This is a genomic window from Roseofilum reptotaenium CS-1145 (assembly GCF_028330985.1).
Lineage (GTDB): Bacteria > Cyanobacteriota > Cyanobacteriia > Cyanobacteriales > Desertifilaceae > Roseofilum > Roseofilum reptotaenium.
In genome coordinates this window covers 1-21,142 of record NZ_JAQMUE010000102.1, presented here as the reverse complement: position 1 = coordinate 21,142, position 21,142 = coordinate 1, and the positions used below count along the sequence as shown (strand labels likewise).

Below are 21,142 nucleotides of genomic sequence, written 5' to 3'. Positions count from 1 at the left end.
CTGGATCGGAATTTACGCTTTTTTCAACAACCGAAACAACGGTTTCCAGGCCAATTAACGGAGCATTTTACGTTTTTCTTGGCCGATCCGTTTGAGAATTTCCTAGAGTTTAAGCATTACTGCCATCCAGAGGCGATTTTTAGAGCGCAGGAAGTGGGTGCTATCGGCGATCGCTGATACCATTTCTCTTTAAGTTTGCAACTAATGATTTCTCTTGAGGCAATTGTCTGAGAGTATTCATTAAGCGCAACATCATGGAGAAATGGTATGAATCAATATCCCTCTTCTGTTACCCTCCGAGAATTAAGATACCATAATCTAGCTGTCCTAACCAACTCATTCACTGCTATAACTGTAAAAATTCTAGCTTTATTCATGTCACTTCAAAGTCTGAAAAGTACAAGGATTAACAAAGCAGATACCAAACAAGCTAAAGGTGTCCGGGTTAAGTTCCACTGATTCCAACGAGGTTCAAAATCTAGACGCGCAGACTTGTACATCGCTTCATCCATCCGATCAACATTCAAAGCTTGGAGTTGTTTATTTAAGGGGATGTTAATCGTAAAAGTCGGTAACTGGACCCCCAAAAGATAAGTCAGCAAAGCGAGAATGATCAGCCCTTCGTCAACTCCATCCAATTCTCCAAGACTCAGAAGACTCGAAGCTACTAAAAAGACAATCGAACCGAGCCAAAGAAAGACAAAAATCGGCTGATTATTCTGGATAATGCCATCAATAACCTGAAACGCTCGAATAAATTCCCGGTCGTTTAATTGTTTTATGCCTGGCATCACAACTATTGCAAAAGCGACTAGAAATCCAGCGACCAGAGAACACAAAAATGTAGCGACAAGCAATATAATTGGGAAAAGACCTTGTATTGACATGGAAAACACTCCTACACTTCGTGCTGGTAATTATAGCAGTGAATCAGTTGGTTAGGAGTTAGATTGGAGTTTAAGGCACTCTATCAATAGAAAATATTCTAAGTGAATAGGCCAAAGACGATATTATGCATATTGATATTAAGAAGGGTAAAATTTTGATTCATAAAAACCTCACTGAACTTAATCCGGCTCAAGATTTGGTAGACATGGGTATACCGCGAGAAGACATTTATAATTGAACCTGGAAAGTGACAGAAAACGATCGCCAAACCTTAATCGATACTTCGTCCATTAAACACTTGGGGCGCTTCTCTTTTGGCTGGAGGGGCAACGCTGGCTTGTCGTTGTTGTTGCTGGTCTTTTTGAAAGTAATTTTGCCACTCTTGAGGTGCGTTGAGAGTCTCACCTCCATGACGGGTAAGCCGTTGGCGAATACGACAGAGGACGGGAGTATTTACACAAGCTCCGGCGATAATAGCTTGACCTTTGGTGAGGGCAGGAAGTTCGTTGAGCAGGTCTCGTCCGGCTGCTTCTACCCCATGTTTGAGGCTGTCTTGGTCTACAGGGTTGATAATGCGGAGTAGAAATTGGCTCATGCATTGCGAGAGTACGTCGGAGTCCAGTTTACCGGGGCGTTGGGTAATCAGTCCTACCCCTAAGCCAAATTTACGCCCTTCGCTGAGGATGGTTCGCAGCATGGCTTTACAGCGTGAGGGTTCGTGAGCAGGGGCGAAGCGATGAGCTTCTTCGAGGAGAATGAAAACGGGGAAGGGAAGATAGTTGTCATCGTCGGGGAGGAGGTTTTGTTTTTGGGTGTTCATCCGCGCTTGATAGCTTTGGCGTAGAAGAGCGGCACAGATGACTTGTTGTTCTTCTTGGGGGATTTCGTTCATTTGCAGAACGGTGACTTGCCCGGGTTCAAAGAGGTTTTGGGGGGTGAGGTGTTTGTAGGCATGGAAATGGGGCGATCGCTCTAACCGTTCGAGTTTCCATTCGAGTGCAGGTGCTGAAGTTCCGACTTTTTCGTTGCCTTCATCGTCGGTTTGGCGATCGGCTTCAAAAACGGCAGCAATGAGATCTTGTACATCCCAGCGATATTCAGCGTTTTTGTGTCTTTTGAGGATATTGAAGGCTTTGCTGAGGATGGACTGTTGGCGATCGCTCATCGTCGGCAACAGCATCAAAATATCGTAGTAGTCCAAGGATGACAGGCGGATATGCACATCTTCTGGCAGCAGAATTTTCACCTGGGGACTATAGCCATCTGCGCCGCGAAAGGCGGAATGTCCTTGTAAGTCCGCTAAGGTTCCATACTCTCCGTGGGGGTCGAAAATTAAGACAGGGGCGCGGTTGTGGGGGGCGAGAAATTCTTCGATCAGTACCCCTGCGGTATAGGATTTTCCCGAACCCGTTCCCGCAAGAATGGCTAAGTGGGTACTGACCAATTCTTTGACATCTAAAACGACAGGCACATTCCCTCCAGGACGTAGGAGAATCGATCCCATGTGGGCGCTCCCCATTTCTCCTTGCTGTTTGCGGTTAATGATGGACTGCAAGAAGCGATCGCTCGCTAACATTACCTTTGCTCCTGGATCGGGAGACTGGCGAGGATTCAGAAAGCCTAAACTTCGGTGAAAATATCCAATTACGTCTACAGTCACCTCGTAGAGTTCGGGGTTTTTGTCCGTAAATCCGACTAAGGCGGCGATCGCCTCTGGGCTAGTTTCTGGGTCAGCAAATATGCGATCTGGAAAGTGATCGATAAGACTTATATTCGAGATTTTGCCCAGAATTTTTTGATTCTCATCTCCTGAAATTAACGAATAATAAACAAATTCTCCAATTTTCACTTGACGATTATTCGTCGTAATGAACACATATTGATTCCCCGTTTCACCTGGGCCTTTGACCGTTCCAATTATTTGAGTTGAAGAGGTCACCGAACGGATCTCGGGTGCAGTGTTTCGAGAGGGCAGGGAGTCTTGTACGCTGGTCATGGCCTAGACTAGGTTCACTTCTTAAGAAAACTAAATGTGAGTACGATTTCTAATCAATCGCTTACGATTTTGAGAAAGTTTGCGGAATTCTCGGATTTCTTGCGGTAGAAGATTATTGTAACCTGGAGTTAAGGTTTCTCCAGAAGAAATCCAAGCCAATGGATTCAAAGATTGGAGCGAGTTTTAACCGTTTCATGTCCACTATTGGAGTCTCTACTTGAATGAAAGCTAACCATTTTTTCCTTTTTTAACTGAACGATTCACTAATCTGGGGGTACAGGACTAATGGAACTGAAGGCTTTGAAAACTAGCAATACTACGGATTCAACTTGTACCCTTCCCGTTGACTTAGCCAATTATAAACTAGGTTACAGTGATATGGTCTCTCCAGAATGGAATCATAAGATGGAAAATGAGAGCGTAAATTTGGAGAGGGTATCACTAGAGAAGGGGGGTTCTGTTGTCTCTAATCCTCAAACCCTACGTCAATTTCAAGTTTTAGTGGCAGAGCGCACCGCCCAACTTGAATTAAGCCTCAAGGTACAGGCAAAACTCTATGAACAAACTCGCCGCCAGGTCGAAGAACTTCGCCATCTGAATGAACTAAAAGATGAATTCTTAAGTACCATTAGCCATGAATTGCGGACGCCTTTAACCAGTATGAGCTTGGCAATCCGGATGTTACGTCAACCCGAAATTTCACCCGATCGCCAACAAAAATATCTGGAGATTTTGGAGAGCCAATGCCAACAGGAAATTCATCTGATCAATGACTTATTAACGTTGCAAGAATTGGAAGAGCAGACGATTGACATGGAGGGTCAAACTGTTGATGTGCAAGATTTCATGGAGATGACAACCGCAGGATTTGAAACTCGATGGAGTCATAAGCAGTTGAAACTCAACCTAGAAATCGCTCCAGAATCGACCAATCTAGAGACAGAGCCAGATAGCCTCAAGCGCATTCTAGCAGAGTTGCTTGCTAATGCGGGCAAATTCTCCGATGTCCAAAGTCAGGTTAAGATCTCTGTACAACCCGATCGCGCAGACGGGAGAGATGGGGTAGCTGTGGCGATCACCAATCAAGGTATGGGCATTCAGAATACTGAATTAGCGGAGATTTTCCACAAATTCCGTCGCGGAACCGGAGTTACAGATCGGGCGATCGCCGGAACGGGTTTGGGTCTAGCCCTTGTGAAGGCTTTAGTGGAACAATTAGGAGGAACCATTACCGTCAGCAGTCAGCCTCTACACTCTGGATCATCTTGGGAAACCTGTTTTACCCTTCTCCTCCCCCAGAGTGATAGCGCTTCCCACGAGGAAATAGGGAATAGGGAATAGGTTAGAGTAGCTAACAAGTCAGAATTTAAGGAACGTAACGGGTAATTCCCAGAATGCTCAAAATTAGTCAACCTCGATCGCGGCGCTGGCAAAAACTCACCTATTCTCCCATCATCCGCCAAATTCAAGTGTTTATGGCGGCGATTCGCTTCATTGCTCTGTTACTCTGGGATCGTTGGCGTGGGGGAGCTTCTTCCGCTCTCAAACGCCAACGGGCGAGGGGTTTAGTGCAAACCCTACTCAAACTAGGGCCGACGTTTATTAAAATTGGTCAATCTCTCTCCACTAGGGCAGATTTATTACCCGTTGAATATGTGGAAGCATTGGAACAACTGCAAGATCAAGTTCCAGCCTTTGACGTGGAAACAGGGATCGCCATTATCGAACTAGAACTAGGCGCATCCGTAGGAGCAATCTTCCGCAACTTTGACCCCCTACCCCTTGCTGCTGCTAGTTTAGGGCAAGTTCATCGCGCCACCCTCCATACCCAAGAAGAAGTCGTGATTAAAGTTCAGCGTCCTGGCTTAAGAGCCTTATTTGATGTGGATGCTAAAGCCATCTACCGAGGCATCCAAGTCACTGAATTCCTCTTCGCTTGGACGCGCAAATATGAACTACGAACCATCTATGGTGAATTTTTCCGCATTCTTTATCAAGAAATTGACTATAAACAAGAAGCCTTAAATGCAGACCGCTTTCGGAACAATTTTGCCAACCATCCGGAAATTCTGGTTCCTAAAATTTATTGGCGCTATACCACGAACAAGGTCTTAACCATCGAGTATTTACCGGGCATTAAAGTGGATAACAGAGAAGCCCTGATCGCCTGCGGTTTAGACCCTCAGAAAATCAACCAAGTGGGCATTTGTTGCTATCTCAAGCAACTGCTCTTAGATGGTTTTTTCCAAGCTGACCCCCATCCTGGTAATTTAGCTGTTACCTCTAAAGGAGAACTAATTTTCTATGATTTTGGCATGATGGGGGAAATTAAATCTTTAGCCAAAGACCAGATGATCCGCAATTTTTTTGCGGTCTTACGCAAGGATACCGATGAAGTCGTCGAGACATTGATCAAGATGGGGTTAATTGAACCGATGACAGATATGACCCCTGTGCGCCGCTTGATTACATTTTTGTTGGATCGGTTTACGGAACGACCCGTGAATTTTCGCGAGTTTACCTTAATTAAAGATGAACTCTATGCCATGTTTGAAGAGCAACCCTTTCGCTTACCCGCAGAAATGACATTTGTGTTAAAGGCTTTAACGACGTTAGATGGCATTGCCCGTATTTTAGACCCCGAATATAATTTTGCGTCCTCTTCTCAACCCTTTGTTCGCGAAGTAACCGCAGGGAAAGGAACTGGATATTTAGTTGGGGAAACCCTGCGCCAGGTGAAGTTATGGGTGCAGTCCCCTTTTCAAAAACCAACGGTTACCGATCGCTTCTTGGAACAGTTAGGGAAACGGATGGATACGGGAGACTTAGCGTTTTCCGTTAAAGCGAAAGAGAGCGATCGCCTTTTAGAGTCTTTGAGCTTAGGAGTGCAAAGTGTACTCTATCTGTGTGGCGCTGGGTTTACCTTGATTTCCAGTACTATTCTGTTTGTGGGACAACTTTCTGGATGGGCGATCGCCCTACTCTGTGGATCGGGTTTATTTAGCTTCTTCTGTATGCGATCGATCTTCCGCCTTTCCCTACGCAACCGCCTCAACCGTATTTCTTAACTCACATTTCAAGGCTTCCTCTATCTCCTAGCCCACAAGCCTTACTGAATGGGATTTGGCAATCCTACAACATGAGGGCAGGAGAAGGAGGTGGGAGAAGGCAAACATCAATTCAACTTAATCCTTATTGGCTTCCTTTCCCGTAAACTGATCGATTAACCAGGAAACCAAAGATAATACAATTGACCCAAACACGGCTGGCCAAAAACCGGCTACCGTAAATCCAGGGGTAAAATAGCCGACTAACGAAAGGGAAATGGCGTTAACCACCAGTAAGAACAAGCCTAAACTGAGAATAGTTAACGGCAACGTCAAAATCGTCAAAATGGGCTTAACAATAGCATTAACCAACCCCATAACGATCGCCCCAACAGCCGCTGCTTGCCAACTGGCGATCGCCAAACCGGGGACAATATAGGCAGTGATCGCCAGGGCGATCGCCGCTAAAGCCCAAGTGAGAAAAAAGTTAATCATAATCTCGAATGTCTAACTTCCAGATCTAAAGTTTGGACTTGCGTTCAATCATAGCACCCTATTTCCCTATCTTTATTGAACAGGACTTACGCATTAACTCTATCTGTAGTGGACTGTTTCACCTAAAATAGGGCTTTGTTTGGTGTAAGCACGAAGAGTGCTTAAAAGCCTAGCCGGAGAGGGTTAAAACCCTCACTACGAACGAAATCTCATGCATCAAATTAGCTGAAACAATCCACTACAGCAGCGATCGCCAAAAATTCCCGGATTAAATGACACACGCTATACTCATTGTTAAGCAGAATTCTCTTCAAGGCTGGCGTGTAGTTCTCCCATGATCGATCCGTTATCTGGTGTTTTATTGCCCGTTTTAATTAATTTTGTTACCGGACGTGCCGATGCGAAGGTATTGGCTCCTGGTTTAGATGAGCAGCTTGAACGGTTGCAACAGCGCCAAATTCCCCTCAATCATGATGTAGAAAAAGAACTGCGGCGATCGTTCTTTTTGGCTCTGAAACAGTTAGCGGTTCAATGCCAGAAACAGTTAGAATCTCTGGCTGAATACAATCAAGGGAGCCTAGAACCTGGGCTGGTTATGGCTTATGAACCGACACCCAGAAATCAAGCAGCCCGTGACTTAGACTGGCTAAAGGCAAAAGTTAGGGAACTCGAACAAGTTATTGATAAGGTTGATGAAATAGTGGATCGGGAGCAAGGAGAAACTCCCTCTCAGCTCAGTTATTCCGGTGACGTTCGCGCCTTGTTGGAGGGACAAAATTTACAGGAAAATCCGGCAATTCAGGCATTTCAGCAGCAGTATTTACCGGGATTTTTAGAAGGTGCGCCTCAGTGTTATCTGGAGGCAATTCAGAAGCAATGGTTATCCCTGATTCGGGATAACTTTGTGCAGCGTCTTAAGGATAATGACAAGGTGTTTCGTGTTTTTGTTCAACAGTCTCTGAATCAGCTTCAGATCGAGCAAGACCAGATTCTCAAAGCAATTCATGATTTAATCAAGGCTCCCATTATAGCGCGTCTTGACCCGCAACATCCAGAACTGAACGAGGAAGACTGGGCAACTGTAGCCAAATTGAGGTTAGCAGAAGAGCAAGCCCTCACCTCTAACCTGTTTACCCGCGAGGATGGGGTAGAGTTAAATCGGCTGGATGTCTATGTGCCCTTGGGATTGGTGGAACGGCGGAAACCGGAGAGATTGCTTCCCTTCGGTCGCAATGACGGGGATAATGTCATTGCGAGCGGAACGCAGTGGAGCGAAGCAATCTCCAACCCTGCGGACGAGAAGATTACCCCCATTTCTGAAGATCGGTTTTTCACCGACGTGCTGCAACAGGGAAAGAGTCCCCAGAGCGGGGGTAAGTGTTTGGCGATTATTGGCGAACCGGGTTCGGGGAAAACGACGCGGTTACAAGCCATTTCCCAGTGGATTTTGGACAACTATCTCGGTTTGCCGATTTGGGTATCGTTGCGGACGCTACAGGGGCGCAGTCTGAGGCAATATCTGGATGATTGGTTAAACGATGCCACGGGAAAACCGGCGCTTAAGGAGAACTTTCAACAGCAGTTTAATCAAGGGCGAGTCTGGTTATTATTGGATGGGTTAGATGAAATGACTGCCCACATTACACGGGATCATCAAGATTGGGTCAAGGGATGGTGGGCAACAGCGCAAACGCGGATACTGATAACCTGTCGGGTGAATGTCTGGGATGCCAACCGGGATGCGTTGAACGGGTTTGATGTGTTTCGGAATCTAGAGTTTAGCCAGTCCGAAGTCGAGGACTATATTGAGCGTTGGTTTCAGGGAGCAAAGGATGCCGAAGGGGGACAAGCCTTATGCTCAACGGTTCAGAGTGAGGAGCATTCCCATCTACAGGATTTAATTCGTAATCCTTTGCGCTTGTCCCTATTGTGTTGTGTGTGGCATCAGGAAGAACGGTCTTTACCTGAAACTAGAGCGGGGTTATACGAAAAGTTTGTTGAGCAGGTGTATCAGTGGAAATCGGAGATGGCGCTGGCTGAGAAAAAACGGCCCCAACTCCACCAAAAGCTGGGGGAATTGGCGTTACGGGCGATTGATGGCAAGGACAAGGAGGGCAATTTTTCCCAGTTCTGGTTGCGGGAAAGTTGGTTAAAGCAGGTTTTTGGTGCTTTGGATAACGATTTATGTCAAGCTGCGTTGCGGTTGGGTTGGCTCAATCGGTTGGGGAAGGACGGAAGTGAGACCGTTTACGGGTTTTATCATGCCACGTTTCAGGAATATTTTGCGGCTCTAGCAGTGGAGGATGGGGATTATTTTCTGCCCCAGAACCATGAGGATTTTCCGGTTGCAGGGAAGGAGTATCGGATTTTTGCCCCGCAGTGGAAGCAGGTGATTTTATTCTGGTTGGGGCGTGGCGATGTGGCGGAGGAGAAGAAGGAGGCGTTTATTGGGCAGTTGGTGAATTTTGAGGATGGTTGTTATGGAGATTTTTATGAGTATCGCGCCTATTTTCTGGCTGCGGCTGGCATCACTGAGTTTAAGGCTTATTCTCGTCCTGATGAAATTGTGCAGCAGATTGTTCAGTGGGGGTTTGGAGATTTTAATGAAGAACAACCGGAATGGCGAAGTTTTATTGATCCTATTGAAAAAGGTGCAAGGTATATCCTACCTGAAACTGACCGACAACATGCTATTGAGGAACTCTTTAGCCTGCTGAAGCATTCCCAATGCCCTGAAGATATCTGTAGACAAGCAGCTCATAGTATAGGCAAACTTGATCCAGGAAATAAGAATGCGCTCTCAGTCTTAGTACAACTGCTGGAGCAGGCTAAAGATAAAGATAGTCTTCGAGAAGTGGCTGAGAGTCTAGGCGAAATTGGATCAAGAAATGTTCAGGGGATTGCCGCTCTAGTGAAACTGCTGAGGCAGAGTATAGATGAAGATACGCGTGAGACAGCGGCTTATATTTTAGGGAAAATTGATCCAGGAAATAAAGAAGCAATTGCTTCTCTGGTGGAACTGCTGGAGCAGAGTACAGATGAAGATATTCCTCAGATAGCGGCTTATGCTTTAGAGGACATCGGACAAGGAAATCCCGATGCGATCACTGCTCTAGTGCAAGTTCTGGAGCAGACTGAGGATGAAGATACCCGCTGTTGGGTGGCTCAGAGTTTAGGGCAAATTGATCCAGGGAATAAAGATGCGATCGCCATCCTGGTGAAAATTCTGGAGCAGGCTGAAGATGAAGATACCCGCTGTTGGGTGGCTCGGAGTTTAGGGCAAATTGATCCAGGGAATAAAGATGCAATCGCTTTTCTGGTGGAACTGCTGGAGCAGAGCACAGATGAAGATACGCGTAAGACAGCGGCTTATGCTTTAGAGGACATCGGACAAGGAAATCCCGATGCAATCACTGCTCTAGTGCAAGTTCTGGAGCAGACTGAGGATGAAGATACCCGCTGTTGGTTGGCACAGCGTTTAGAGAAAATCGACCCCGGAAATAAAGAGGCAATTAATGCTTTGGTAAAACTTCTGAAGCAGACTATGGATGAATTGACCTATGGTCAGGCAGCTTATACGTTAGGGCAAATTGATCCAGGAAATCCCGATGCGATCGCTGCTCTAGTAAAACTTCTGGAGCAGATTACAGATGAAGACAGTCGTTGGGGTGTAGCTCATAGTTTAGGAAGCACTGATCCAGGAAATCTCGATGCGATTGCTGCTTTAGTACAACTTTTGGCACAGACTAAAAATCAATTCCTCTGTATCCAGGCGGCTTATAGTTTAGGGCAAATCATCACCACTGAGGAACAGCAAAAAAGCGTTGTTTCTGCTCTCCAACCTCACCTCAATGATGAAACCTACGACAACAACTTTGGCCTGTTTCACAACTGCTACGAACTTTTCTGGAAAATTGCCCAAACTCTCTCCTATCCTGACTTCTACCAAGCTTGGCACGGCTCCCTCCCCGCTCCCATCAACCTGGCTGAGTTTCCCCAAATCCTACGTGCTGCTCTCCCGGAACCCCACTCCTGGCAACTGCTGATGATCGATGGCAGTACGTTTAACCCCGATAACCCGGTGAGGAATCTGTATCGGCAAATGCTCCAACAAGGCTGTCCCGAAAGCGAGAACGGCAAACCCAAAGATATGGCGGACTTACAAGACTACTGGGAAGATCTCCTCGACAATAGCAACCCTCCCCTAGCTCTAATCTTCTACGAAAACCCCCAACCCCCAGCCCCCCAAGGCTTCAGCGATACTTTCCTGGAGGCTCTCACCCGCTTCCAGGGTAAAGGTAAAGTCTGCGTGGTTACCGAGCAACCCCATCCCTCGCTGCAAACGTTCTCGCCAAACGATCCGCGCTTGATTAAGCGGATTTTGGCGTGGCTGGAGCGATCGCGATCGCCAGGTTAGAAACCGGGTTTCTGCCCTGGTTCTCGACTCTCTCCTAAGTTCTGGTAGAAACCCGGTTTCTTGGCACGTTTGCGATCGCCCTTACCCTAAAGCCTTAGTCTAGCTTAGGTTGACAATCGGTAAAGGATAAAGCCTCTTCATCCAGATAACCGGCGATCGCCATTTCAATGACTGCCCAAACCGGATAGTTGATTTGTTGAGCGCGTCTTAAGAGTCCCTCACGAATCGTTTCTGGTAATCCGTCTAAGAAAATTTGTGCTAATTCAGGTGATAGGTGTTCAGCGATCGCAGGTTGAGTTGGCATACATAGTTTCAGCTTCTTGCACAATCGATTCAGACATAGGAAAAGTCTACACTTTGGACTTACGTTCCATGATACCACCTCCGAGGAGGCGATCGCCCTCATACCAAACCGCACCTTGACCCGGTGTCACCCCAAACTGAGGCTCATCAAAGCGCAAATGTACCCGATTTTCCGGTAAAGGAACCACCGTCACCGGAACCGGTTGGGAGCGGTAGCGAATCCGAACTTCAGCGCGAATCGGACTATCCGGTGGCGCAATAGACACCCAATTCACTCGACTCACCGTACACTCTGGATCGGCTGCACTGTCACGGGTTCCCACAATCACCCGATTCATCACCGGGTCAAGATCCACCACATACAAGGGTTCAGAATAAGCTACCCCTAACCCGCGCCGTTGGCCAATCGTATAATGATGAATCCCTTGATGCTGTCCTAAAACCTTACCTCCTTGGTCAACAATATCTCCAGTCTTCTGGTTAATATACTGATCCAAAAACGACTGCATCGAGCCATGGGCTTCCACCAAGCATAAATCTTGACTTTCTGGCTTTTCTGCCGTCGTCAAATTAAACTCGGCTGCTAGGCGGCGCGTTTCTGTTTTCGGCGTTTCTCCCAAGGGAAACAACGTAGAAGCTAATATCTCTTGGGACAAATCATACAAGAAATAGGACTGATCCTTCTGGGGGTCAATCGCCTTCAAAAGCTGATAGCGTCCGGACTGCTCATCAAACGCAATCCGCGCATAATGACCTGTCGCAATATAATCAATACCCAGCTCAGATTTGGCATAGTTAATCATCGGGCCAAATTTCACCGCCCGATTACACTGGGAACAGGGTAGGGGCGTAATTCCTTCCCGATAACCCGACACCAAATAATCAATAATATTCTGCTCAAACAACTCGCGACTATCGACAATATGGTGGGGAACCCCAAGCTGTTCGCAAATTTTCGCCGCATCTACCATACCTTCCGAGCAGCACTGTCCCTTCCCCTTCATCAACCAAAGGGTTAATCCCACAATATCGTATCCTTGATGATGAAGAACTGCTGCGGCAGTAGAACTATCTACTCCTCCAGAGAGTCCGACGACAACCTTTTTCATGGCAGCTACTGAAGCTTACTGTGAACAAAAGCATAATTGTTATGTACCCTTCTAAGGGTAACACCTCCGTCCTTTCTCTGGAGGATCTGAATTTTTAAGAGACTATGAACAACCCAAAACAGCATTCAAGACTGAATCGAGTTATCCTTCTGGGGAGTTTGGGATTAGGATTAATGGTCAGCACTAACGCTCAGTCACAACAAGTCCCCTTACCCCCTCCTCCTCCCCTGAATGCCATACCGACGATTCCGGGTAATATCAATCCACCCTATGTAGCGCCCAGTGCCTACCCCTATCGGGTTTGGGTAAATGGGAATTCTCCCCTGTTATTAGAACAAGTTAAACAGCTTGTACCGGATGCCTTTATCCGGCAAATAGGTAGCCGCACGGTGATTCAGGCGGGTGCATTTGTGTCGGAATTCCAGGCTCAGGAGCGCTTGTCCCTGTTGCGATCGCGCGGTATTTTGGCTGAAGTTGTTTCCTTACAAGGGGACACCCTCGCTGGTGGCCCAAATTATCTCCCCCCCAATTACACCACCCCAATTACCCCGGCAAATACGATCAACCCCAACCCTGTCCCAGTCGCTGGTAAAGGTTATTATGTGGTCATTCCTAGCTCTCAAGAGGATGCTAATCTAATGGCTAATCGTGTGCGGCAAATCATTCCCAATACGGTTAATGTTGTAGCTAAACGCTCTCGTCGGGGGATGCATGTTGCTGTTGGCCCCTATGCTAACCGCAGCGAAGCCGCAGAAATAATGTCATTTTTACAAAATTCAGGATTAAGCAATGCTCGCGTTTATTTTGGTCGTTAACATCGAGTCTGGCTATGAGACCCCCAAATGATGATTTTTCCGGATCAGTTCAAGGTTGCTTGGGACAACTGGTCACTTACTTCGTCGTGGCTGTTGTTCTCTTTTTTCTAGTCTTGTTCGCTGGCAGTTATTTCCATACTACCTTTAATACCATATTAGTAGTTTGGTTGGGATTAATGCTATTTGTTTCGCTTGTATTTATCCTCAAAATGACTGAGGGTTAAGTTCGATTTTTTGTGAAGGGTGTCATTCAAATTATAAGGAATATATACTATGGGCTTAGGATTATTAGTCGATGGTCAATGGGTTTCACGACGGGAACAATCGGATCAAAAAGGAAACTTTATCCGTCCCCAAACCACATTTAGAAATGAAGTTACTGCCGATGGCTCTAGTGGGTTTAAAGCAGAAGCTGGGCGCTATCATTTATATATTTCTTGGGCTTGTCCTTGGGCCCATCGCACAGCTATTCTTAGAAAGCTAAAAGGATTGGAATCTGCAATTAGCTTATCAGTCGTCGATCCAGAAATCGATCAAAATGGTTGGGAGTTTTCTGAAGCTCCAGGTTGTATTCCCGATACGGTGAATCAGGCTGACTACCTCTGGCAACTCTATTTAAAGGCCGATCCAAATTATAGCGGTCGGGTGACCGTTCCCGTTTTGTGGGATAAGAAAACCCATACTATTGTCAATAATGAATCTCGCGAAATCATCCGCATATTGGATACGGAGTTTGAACGATTTGCGGAACGTCAGGTTTCATTTTATCCAGAAGAGTTACGGGATATTATTAACAGTACGATGGATACTATTTATCAGCCGATTAATAATGGAGTCTATCGCGCTGGCTTTGCGACGACGCAAGAGGCTTATGAACAAGGGTTAACAGACTTGTTTGAGGCTTTAGATCATTGGGATCAAGTGTTAGAACAACACCCTTATTTGTGTGGCGATCGCATCACTCAAGCGGATTGGTGTTTCTTTACCACGTTATTACGCTTTGATGTGGTCTATTATGGTCATTTTAAGTGCAATCTCCACCATATTACAGATTATGAAAATTTATGGGACTATCTGAAAGAACTCTATCAAGTGCCAGGAGTGGCAGAAACTTGTAACTTTGACCATATTAAGCGCCATTATTATCGCAGCCATACGGATATTAATCCGACTAAAATTGTGCCTAAAGGGCCGATTTTGGATTTTGAAGCGCCTTACGATCGCAATGTGTTAATGCATTAGTGGGAGATGGGGGGATAGGGGGATAGGGAGATAGGGAGATAGGACTTTCTTTAAATTCTAAAACCGAGTTACCATAATCTATTCTCTATTCCCTAGTGCTTCGCGCTATAAACTATGACTCATTGCCGAAATCAAATTGCCCAAATTGTCGTCACGGCGGCTGAAATGCGAGCCATTGAAAACCGCCTATTTGCGGCGGGAATGCCAGTAGCGGCGCTTATGGAAAAGGTGGCAGGTTTATTGGCTCGCCGCATGATAGATCAATGGGAAGCACTAGGGTTAGCCCCCGCTAAAATTGGTGTACTGGTGGGGCCAGGTCATAATGGTGGCGATGCCTTAGTAATTGCTAGGGAATTATATTTGCAAGGCTATTCGGTGGTGGTGACGCAACCGTTAGCCAAATTAAAAGAACTGACTGAAGCTCATGCCCAGTATGGAAAAAGTTTGGGCATTCCTTGGGTGAGTTTAGAGGAATTGCTCGACAGTTGCAAGATTCTGATTGATGGCTTGTTTGGATTTGGGTTAGAGCGCTCTATTTCCGGAGAGTTGGCAGAGCAGATCGATCGCATTAATCAATCCCAAATATTGATTTGTAGCATTGATTTGCCGTCTGGTATCCATACAGATACGGGACAAGTTCTCGGCTGTGCTATTCGTGCTGATTATACGTTCTGTTTGGGACTGTGGAAAGCGGCTTGTTTCCAAGATTCAGCAGTCGAGTATTTAGGAACGGTGGAATGGATTGATTTTGGTATTCCGTTCGCTGATATTGACGCGATTTTAGGTCAGTCTTCTCGATGTTATCGGATTACCAAAGAACGTGCGATCGCCGGTCTTCCCCTTCCCCGTCCTCTCCTTTCCCATAAATACAAAGCCGGTCATCTGTTGCTGGTGTGCGGTTCAGAGGAATATGCAGGCAGTGCCATTTTAGCCGGTTTAGGGGCCCGCGCTTCTGGGGTGGGGATGCTTTCGATTGCCGTTCCCCACCGCTTAAAACCCCTGTTGGTTGCCCAGTTACCGGAAGCATTGATTATTCCTTGTCCAGAAACCGAGACGGGCGCGATCGCAGAACTCCCCGATACTCTAAACTACCAGAAGTATCAGGCGATCGCCTGCGGCCCAGGAATCACGCGATCGGCTGAACCCATTATTCCCACTCTCCTCAATCTTCCCATCCCTGCGATCCTCGATGCAGATGGACTCAATATCCTTGCGAGTCTCGGTATGTCCCAACTGAACCAACGATCAGCTCCCACAATTCTCACGCCCCATACAGGAGAATTTAAGCGCCTCTTCCCTAATATTGACCCTAATATTGACCGGATAAAAGCGGTTCGCGAAGCGAGTCAACAAACCGGGGCGATCGTTTTGCTCAAAGGGGCAAGAACGGCTATTGGCAGCCCCACCGGAACCGTTTACCTGAACCCCGAAAGCACCCCAGCCCTCGCCAGAGGAGGCAGTGGTGACGTACTTACCGGGTTGTTAGGGGGTCTAGTTGCCCAACTCCCCCAAGCTCCAGAAATGGCAACCCAGACGGCTACCTGGTGGCACGCTCAAGCTGGAATATTAGCGGCTCAACAGCGCACGGCTTTAGGCGTAGATGCCTTTCACCTTACTGAATACCTGAGCCAAATTCCCCTACGATGAAAAAGAATCTGCAAAAGGCCATCCATCAGGGAATAGAAACATCCTTCGTCAGTTTGAAGCGTGAAGAAATTCCGGTGGAACTGTTGCCAGAGCATCAACCCTTAGGCTATCAATCGGCGATCGCCCTTAAACTATCTTCCTATAGTGGCCTAACCTCTCTGCATTTAGCTAAACAATTGCTGGAGTTCCTTTCCCTACAAGAGAACTTATTCGCATTTTCCCTTTCTGTTCGTTCTCCCGGTTGGCTGCAATTTCATTACTGCGATCTAGGTTTAGCCGAGCAATTGCAAGCCTTTTTGCTCACTCCCTTCGTACTTACAGCGCCACGTGCTGCGATGGAGTACCCAGTTGAATCCTCAACACTATGTAACACAACCCTATTCCCTAAGACCGATCCTCACTCCCCAGAAGTCTTTACCTGGCAAGCTGCCCATGCTCGCTGTTGCGCCCTCTTGCGTCTTGCCCAACATCAAGGGTTAATGAGCCTGGATGAGTCTACATTAAAGATCGTCGAACCTGATCGCATTCCTTGGTTAGATGACGGAAAATTTCAACTCGTTCATCCCAGCGAACAGACCTTAATCCGCTCCCTCTTGCATATCTGGGATACTCTCAATGACGATCGAGCCTCCCCGCGCTTACCCTCCTTAACCGGAAAACTTAGTCAAGATCTTCTGAGATTCGATCGTCAATGCCGGATCTGGGGATCAACTTTAAAGGAAAATCGCCCACTTTCCCTCAGTCGTTTGGCATTAGTGGCGATCGCCAGAAAAACCCTCAAAACCTTACTAGAAAAAGGATTAAACCTGATTGCCCCCCCGGAATTGTAGAGGATGCCACCAAAAAAATTTCTTCAAGGGATGACAAACCCAATTGAGTAAGCTATATTGACTATCGTGTGAGGAGCGAACCAGTAAGGACACCGAGACGAAACACGGCCAGTCGTCGGTGTCCTTTCTGATTTAAATCTAAAATTAAATCCCTTCAGAAGAATAACCGCTAAAATCAATCCTTGAATCCCGATCGCTCCTTGGTATCATGAGGGAAGTTTTGAAACGTAATTCCTGAGTTGATTATGGCAGCAGCAATTAAAAAAGGTTCAATGGTACGGGCTATCCAAGAAAAACTGGACAATTCCCTAGAAGCTTGTGCAAGTGATACCCGGTTTCCTCCCTACATTTTTGAAACCCAAGGCGAGATCATGGATATCAAAGGTGACTACGCCTTAGTCAAATTTGGTCAGGTTCCCACCCCCAATATTTGGCTGCGTGTCGATCAACTAGAGTTGTTCAACTAACAAAAACGAGAATTTGCCATGGTTAAATCTCATCAAGCGATCGCTCCAAGTGTCGGTATCATTGGAGCGGGAAAAGTCGGCAGCACCTTGGCGCAACGTATTGCAGAAAAAGACTTAGCCGATGTGGTTCTCTTGGATGTGATTGAAGGGATGCCTCAAGGGATCGCCTTGGATCTGATGGAAGCACGGGGAGTCGAGCGCCACGATCGCCAATTGATCGGTACCAATAATTATGCCGATTTGGTCGATTGCGATATTGTGGTGATTACCGCAGGGAAACCCCGTACACCAGGCATGAGTCGGGAAGAGTTGGTCGAAATCAATACCAAAATCGTTAAATCTGTGGTCAAAGAGGCCGTCCAGCACTGTCCCCAAGCGATCTTTATGTTAGTCACCAATCCCCTGGATGTAATGACCTATTTGGCGTGGAAAGCAAGTGGTCTCGACTCCAGTCGGGTTATGGGAATGGCAGGAGTTCTTGATTCAGCACGATTTCAAACTTTTATCTCCCTAGAGTTAGGATGCTCGATCGCCGATATCCAAACTCTAGTCTTAGGAGGACATGGGGATCTGATGGTTCCCTTACCTCGATTTTCCACGGTTCGGGGAATTCCCATTACCGAACTCATGGATCAAGCCGCGATCGATCGCCTCGTCGAGAGGACTCGCAAAGGCGGTGCAGAAATTGTGCAACTGATGAAAACCGGTAGTGCTTATTATGCGCCTGCATCCTCAGTCTGTCTCATGGTGGAAGCCGTATTACACAATCAATCCCGCTTTATGCCGGTTGCCGGATATCTCCAAGGCCAATATGGTTTGAATGACATTTATATGGGCATTCCCTGTCAATTGGGATATCAGGGAATTGAGAAAATCTTGGAGTTGCCCCTAGCAGAGTCGGAAATTGCTGCCCTCCATGAGTCCGCTACATCCGTGCGTAAAGGCATAGAAATGGCTGAAAGTTTAGTGGGCTTTGATTAATTAATCATTAACTATTAATAATGGGGAATCAGTTTTCCAATTCCCCATTCCTTTGTCGTTGTATCATTCTGCTGGTGCAACCTTCACTATGGCGACTATAGCAATGAATAAGTTGGTTAGGACAGTGAGGTTATGGTTTGAGACAATAGGCAGTAGGCAACAGGCAATAGAAAATATCCTAACAATCCTTTGCACTACTATATAACTCACACTGATGATTTAGCATTTAGATGACTTGCGTCCTGCTACATTTAGGGGCGATCGCTGCCGACAAAAGCAGGCGATTCTAAGAGTTTTCTATCGCTGGGGTTAACATTGGGGTTATGGGTCAGGTAGCCGCGAAGCCAGTCGCAAGCTCGAATCCTTAGCGCATCGAGATCGACTTCTGCATCCCAGAGTTTGACCGTGTAGTCGGTGCTGGCAGAAGCCAGAGTTTTACCATCAGGACTGTATACCACTGCATTGACCCAATGCTGATGAGCTTCTAGAGTATTGAGGAGACTACCATCGTCTACTTGCCAGAGTTTGACCGTTCTATCGGCACTGGCAGAAGCCAGAATCTGACCATTAGGACTATATGCCACTGCACTGACCCCATTCTGATGCCCTTCTAAAGTATTGAGAAGACTACCATCGTCTACTTGCCAGAATTTGATCGTTCTATTGCTGGCAGAAGCCAGAATCTGACCATCGGGACTATATGCCACTGCCCTGACTGAATCCTGATGAGCTTCTAAAGAATGGAGGAGAGTACCATCGTCCACTTGCCAGAGTTTAATTGTTCTATCATAGCTGGCAGAAGCCAGAGTCTTACCATCGGGACTGTCTGCCAATGCATTGACCCCATTATCATGCCCTTCTAAAGTATTAAGAAGACTACCATCGTCTACTTGCCAGAGTTTGATCGTTCTATTGCTGGCAGAAGCCAGAATCTGACCATCAGGACTGTATGCCACTGCATTGACTGAATCCTGATGAGCTTCTAAACGATTTTTTTCCTGAATGCGGTCTCTGAGTATTTGCGACAAGATTGCGATCGCCTTAGAACTATTATCCGGTTCAACCTCCGGTCGGGTTTGCCGGATTTCTTGCAAGCGCTTTCCGGCCTTAGCAAGGCTTACGAGGGACTCTAACTGCTGATGCCAATTCCACTGTACCTCTGCGGTCATGCACAGCGCTTCTAAAATTTGCTTTTCCTTCTCCGTTTCATCTGCAATCCATGTTTCTCGACTCACCCGAATGAAGGTTTGCACGGTCTCGTTCAAATACCCTAATTCTCGATATTTTTCCGCGCAATCTAGAGCATTGTCTAAGCGAGCGCCAACTAGTAAATATTTGGATTGCTGTCCATTGTCTTCCCAAATCGCAGCCTCCCTGCGGAGTTGACGAATCAGCGGCAAATCTTGGCGATGCTGGTTGAGCCAGGAGCGCAATTGCTGCCAATGACGTATGGTTGCTTCATGGGCCAAATCGATGACTACTGCACTAGAACCATTCTCCACAGAAGTTACGATCAAGCGAGATGCTACCAATTTCTCCAATACCTCATCCACCATGCTTTCTGGGTGGATATCGCTAACTAATTCTTGCTTTCGCGCCCGCCGTCGGGTATCTTCCGTTTCGTCACCGAGTTGCACCAACTCCAGAAAAATACGCCGAACTAATCCTTGCTGAACAGAAGACTCGGCAAAAGATTCATACACCGCATTGGCTTGATTTTCCAATGCTCCCGCCACCTCACCGATGCGAGTGTAACCTGCTAACGTCAGCTCATTACTGGCATTTCCCTCGCCATAGCCCTTGCGCCAATCCTGCCATAATTCATAAAGAGCATATTGCAATAACGGCAGACTTCCCGGTGCGGCTTGAATATCTGCTTTCAGTCGCTCCCGTAAATCCGCAGCCACCCGCAACCCTACTGTTGCCGCCGGTTTTGCGATCGCCTCTTCCAACTCCGTCTCCGTTAAAGGAGTCATATCTACCCGATTTGCCTTAATCCGTTCCGCCAAATTACCATCGGACTGTTCCAAACATTTCCCCAGAAAATCCGCCCGCAAGGTAATCACCAAGCGCAATCGACCCTCCAGCGCATCCACCGTCTCAAACAAACAATTGAGAAAATCCTTGCGCTCTTGCTCCTTCTCCTCACTCCCGCGACAGAGAGAAAAAATCTCCTCAAACTGGTCTACTACCAAAACCACGGTTTGCTTGTACTCTTCTTCCTCAATCAGTTCTCGCAAGGTAACCGAACCGCGTTCCTGCAAATCCGTCACATAATCATTCAGAAAATTCTCCCGCTTTTTTTGAGATTTTACCTCCTGAAGAAAAATCCCCGCTAAACTTCTCAGAGGACTGTCCCCAGGCTTGATAATGTCTAAAATGTGCCAGTCTTCTGTACCCGATCGCCGTTTGCCCTGCTGGAGTTCGTAGAGTAACCCCGCTCTGACTACGGAAGATTTCCCGCTTCCCGACGGCCCCAAAACGGCTAAAAAGGGGCGATCGCAAATCCGACCCAATAACTCATCCGTCAATGCCCGACGACCAAAAAAGACCTTAACATCCTCCTCCCTGAAATCAAAGGCATCCAAGGCGCGATAAGGACAGAGATTGGGCTGTAACTCCGGTAATTCTTCCGTTTCTCCCCCTTTCTCCACGCAGCAAATCAAATCGATGGATTCCCCCGTATTGAGAAAGAGAGCGCGTTGGGGATACGTCTTCCGGACTTCCTTGAGATAGCGATCGACAAACGCACATAAAGATAGCGTACTGGACTGGCAAGCTTAAAATTGTGGGTAAGAGTTATCGGAGGTACCTATGAGTAACCCCAAGCTTAAGTATCGCATTAAATTGAGTACAGAGCAACGTCAAGAACTGATAGATGTCGCGAAAAATGGGGAAAAGTCAG

General features: G+C 46.8%; 16 protein-coding genes. 10 read left to right on the top strand and 6 right to left on the bottom strand.

The genetic code is table 11. The features are described from left to right. Positions 1 to 383: 383 nt before the first annotated feature. Positions 384 to 887, bottom strand: a complete 504-nt coding sequence (locus PN466_RS23015; RefSeq protein WP_271944394.1) for an anthrone oxygenase family protein — start codon at positions 885 to 887, stop codon at positions 384 to 386. Between the two features lie 125 nt (positions 888 to 1,012). Here PN466_RS23015 and PN466_RS26540 point away from each other — a divergent pair, with 125 nt between their 5' ends. Beyond that, the gene (locus PN466_RS26540; protein ID WP_271944393.1) at positions 1,013 to 1,126 is read left to right on the top strand and encodes an element excision factor XisI family protein; all 114 of its coding nucleotides are present in this window, start codon (positions 1,013 to 1,015) and stop codon (positions 1,124 to 1,126) included. Positions 1,127 to 1,159: 33 nt separating this feature from the next. Here PN466_RS26540 and PN466_RS23005 read toward each other — a convergent pair whose 3' ends face one another. Then, positions 1,160 to 2,884 (bottom strand): ATP-binding protein, encoded by a 1,725-nt coding sequence (locus PN466_RS23005; RefSeq protein ID WP_271944391.1) that lies wholly within the window; start codon positions 2,882 to 2,884, stop codon positions 1,160 to 1,162. Positions 2,885 to 3,169: 285 nt separating this feature from the next. Between PN466_RS23005 and PN466_RS23000 the strand changes: the two genes are divergently transcribed. Both PN466_RS23000 and PN466_RS22995 read left to right on the top strand, forming a co-directional pair. Beyond that, complete coding sequence (locus PN466_RS23000) at positions 3,170 to 4,225, top strand: sensor histidine kinase (protein ID WP_271944389.1); 1,056 nt, start codon at positions 3,170 to 3,172, stop codon at positions 4,223 to 4,225. A 53-nt stretch (positions 4,226 to 4,278) separates the two neighbouring features. Continuing rightward, positions 4,279 to 5,952 carry an ABC1 kinase family protein gene (locus PN466_RS22995; RefSeq protein WP_271944387.1) on the top strand — a complete coding sequence of 558 codons (1,674 nt, stop codon included), beginning with the start codon at positions 4,279 to 4,281 and terminating at the stop codon, positions 5,950 to 5,952. 117 nt (positions 5,953 to 6,069) lie between these two features. Here the strand turns inward: PN466_RS22995 and PN466_RS22990 are convergent, their stop codons facing one another. Continuing rightward, entirely contained in the window at positions 6,070 to 6,426 is a 357-nt protein-coding gene (locus tag PN466_RS22990) for a phage holin family protein (protein WP_271944385.1), read from the bottom strand. Positions 6,427 to 6,760: 334 nt separating this feature from the next. Between PN466_RS22990 and PN466_RS22985 the strand changes: the two genes are divergently transcribed. Further along, positions 6,761 to 10,843 (top strand): HEAT repeat domain-containing protein, encoded by a 4,083-nt coding sequence (locus PN466_RS22985; RefSeq protein WP_271944383.1) that lies wholly within the window; start codon positions 6,761 to 6,763, stop codon positions 10,841 to 10,843. Positions 10,844 to 10,937: 94 nt separating this feature from the next. Here PN466_RS22985 and PN466_RS22980 read toward each other — a convergent pair whose 3' ends face one another. Next, entirely contained in the window at positions 10,938 to 11,147 is a 210-nt protein-coding gene (locus PN466_RS22980) for a hypothetical protein (protein WP_271944381.1), read from the bottom strand. Between the two features lie 46 nt (positions 11,148 to 11,193). Beyond that, on the bottom strand, positions 11,194 to 12,255 hold the full coding sequence (mnmA, locus tag PN466_RS22975) for a tRNA 2-thiouridine(34) synthase MnmA (protein WP_271944379.1): 1,062 nt from the start codon (positions 12,253 to 12,255) through the stop codon (positions 11,194 to 11,196). Positions 12,256 to 12,359: 104 nt separating this feature from the next. Between mnmA and PN466_RS22970 the strand changes: the two genes are divergently transcribed. The 6 genes from PN466_RS22970 (at position 12,360) to mdh (ending at position 18,237) form a co-directional block, all read left to right on the top strand. Beyond that, positions 12,360 to 13,070, top strand: a complete 711-nt coding sequence (locus PN466_RS22970; protein WP_271944378.1) for an SPOR domain-containing protein — start codon at positions 12,360 to 12,362, stop codon at positions 13,068 to 13,070. 273 nt (positions 13,071 to 13,343) lie between these two features. Continuing rightward, positions 13,344 to 14,312 (top strand): glutathione S-transferase family protein, encoded by a 969-nt coding sequence (locus tag PN466_RS22965; RefSeq protein ID WP_271944376.1) that lies wholly within the window; start codon positions 13,344 to 13,346, stop codon positions 14,310 to 14,312. 114 nt (positions 14,313 to 14,426) lie between these two features. Then, on the top strand, positions 14,427 to 15,959 hold the full coding sequence (locus PN466_RS22960) for an NAD(P)H-hydrate dehydratase (protein WP_271944374.1): 1,533 nt from the start codon (positions 14,427 to 14,429) through the stop codon (positions 15,957 to 15,959). Next, positions 15,956 to 16,789 carry a DALR anticodon-binding domain-containing protein gene (locus tag PN466_RS22955; RefSeq protein WP_271944372.1) on the top strand — a complete coding sequence of 278 codons (834 nt, stop codon included), beginning with the start codon at positions 15,956 to 15,958 and terminating at the stop codon, positions 16,787 to 16,789. Before PN466_RS22960 ends, PN466_RS22955 begins: the two co-directional genes overlap by 4 nt. Positions 16,790 to 17,034: 245 nt before the next feature. Beyond that, positions 17,035 to 17,256 carry an NAD(P)H-quinone oxidoreductase subunit O gene (ndhO, locus tag PN466_RS22950; protein WP_271944370.1) on the top strand — a complete coding sequence of 74 codons (222 nt, stop codon included), beginning with the start codon at positions 17,035 to 17,037 and terminating at the stop codon, positions 17,254 to 17,256. Between the two features lie 18 nt (positions 17,257 to 17,274). Then, positions 17,275 to 18,237 carry a malate dehydrogenase gene (mdh, locus tag PN466_RS22945; RefSeq protein ID WP_271944369.1) on the top strand — a complete coding sequence of 321 codons (963 nt, stop codon included), beginning with the start codon at positions 17,275 to 17,277 and terminating at the stop codon, positions 18,235 to 18,237. Positions 18,238 to 18,488: 251 nt separating this feature from the next. On the opposite strand, the gene PN466_RS22940 is transcribed toward mdh, so the two are convergent. After that, positions 18,489 to 20,903 carry an nSTAND1 domain-containing NTPase gene (locus tag PN466_RS22940; RefSeq protein WP_271944367.1) on the bottom strand — a complete coding sequence of 805 codons (2,415 nt, stop codon included), beginning with the start codon at positions 20,901 to 20,903 and terminating at the stop codon, positions 18,489 to 18,491. Positions 20,904 to 21,142 lie beyond the last annotated feature (239 nt).